Genomic DNA, 371 nt, shown 5'->3' on the forward strand with positions numbered 1-371 from the left:
CAGATTATCATTACTGGCGGGCCGTGGACGCCGCGGAGCGCGCAGCCAAGGCATGCGGGCGGCTGCTGATCCCGACCGCTTGCCTGCATTGGCAGCGTAAGACGCGGCTGGAGGATCGGCGGGTGCAGATTGCTAAGACGGCCTTTTATTGCCTGGAAGCGGCAGAGCTGACCGGATTGGAGTATGACAAATATTTGCGCGTAGCGAGAGAGGATGAGGGTGTATGTTTGGATACATGCGAGCAAGCAATGATGTAAAGGCCCTGGAAGCATCTAAGGACTTGCTATCAGCACTGGAGACGTTCAAAAGCCGTCTTAACGCTGCTTTTGCGGCGCGATCCATTGACAAGGGATACTATCAGGATGTGCGCA

Annotated in this window: 1 protein-coding gene; it reads left to right on the plus strand. The window is 55.8% G+C overall.

All coding sequences use genetic code 11. The features are described 5' to 3' along the window. On the plus strand, nucleotides 1–257 hold a 257-nt coding region (locus KIH86_RS27455; RefSeq protein WP_223110768.1), incomplete at its 5' end, for a hypothetical protein. Nucleotides 258–371: the final 114 nt, after the last annotated feature.

It is taken from the genome of Paenibacillus sinensis, assembly GCF_019904155.1.
Taxonomy (GTDB): Bacteria; Bacillota; Bacilli; order Paenibacillales; family Paenibacillaceae; genus Paenibacillus_AQ; species Paenibacillus_AQ sinensis.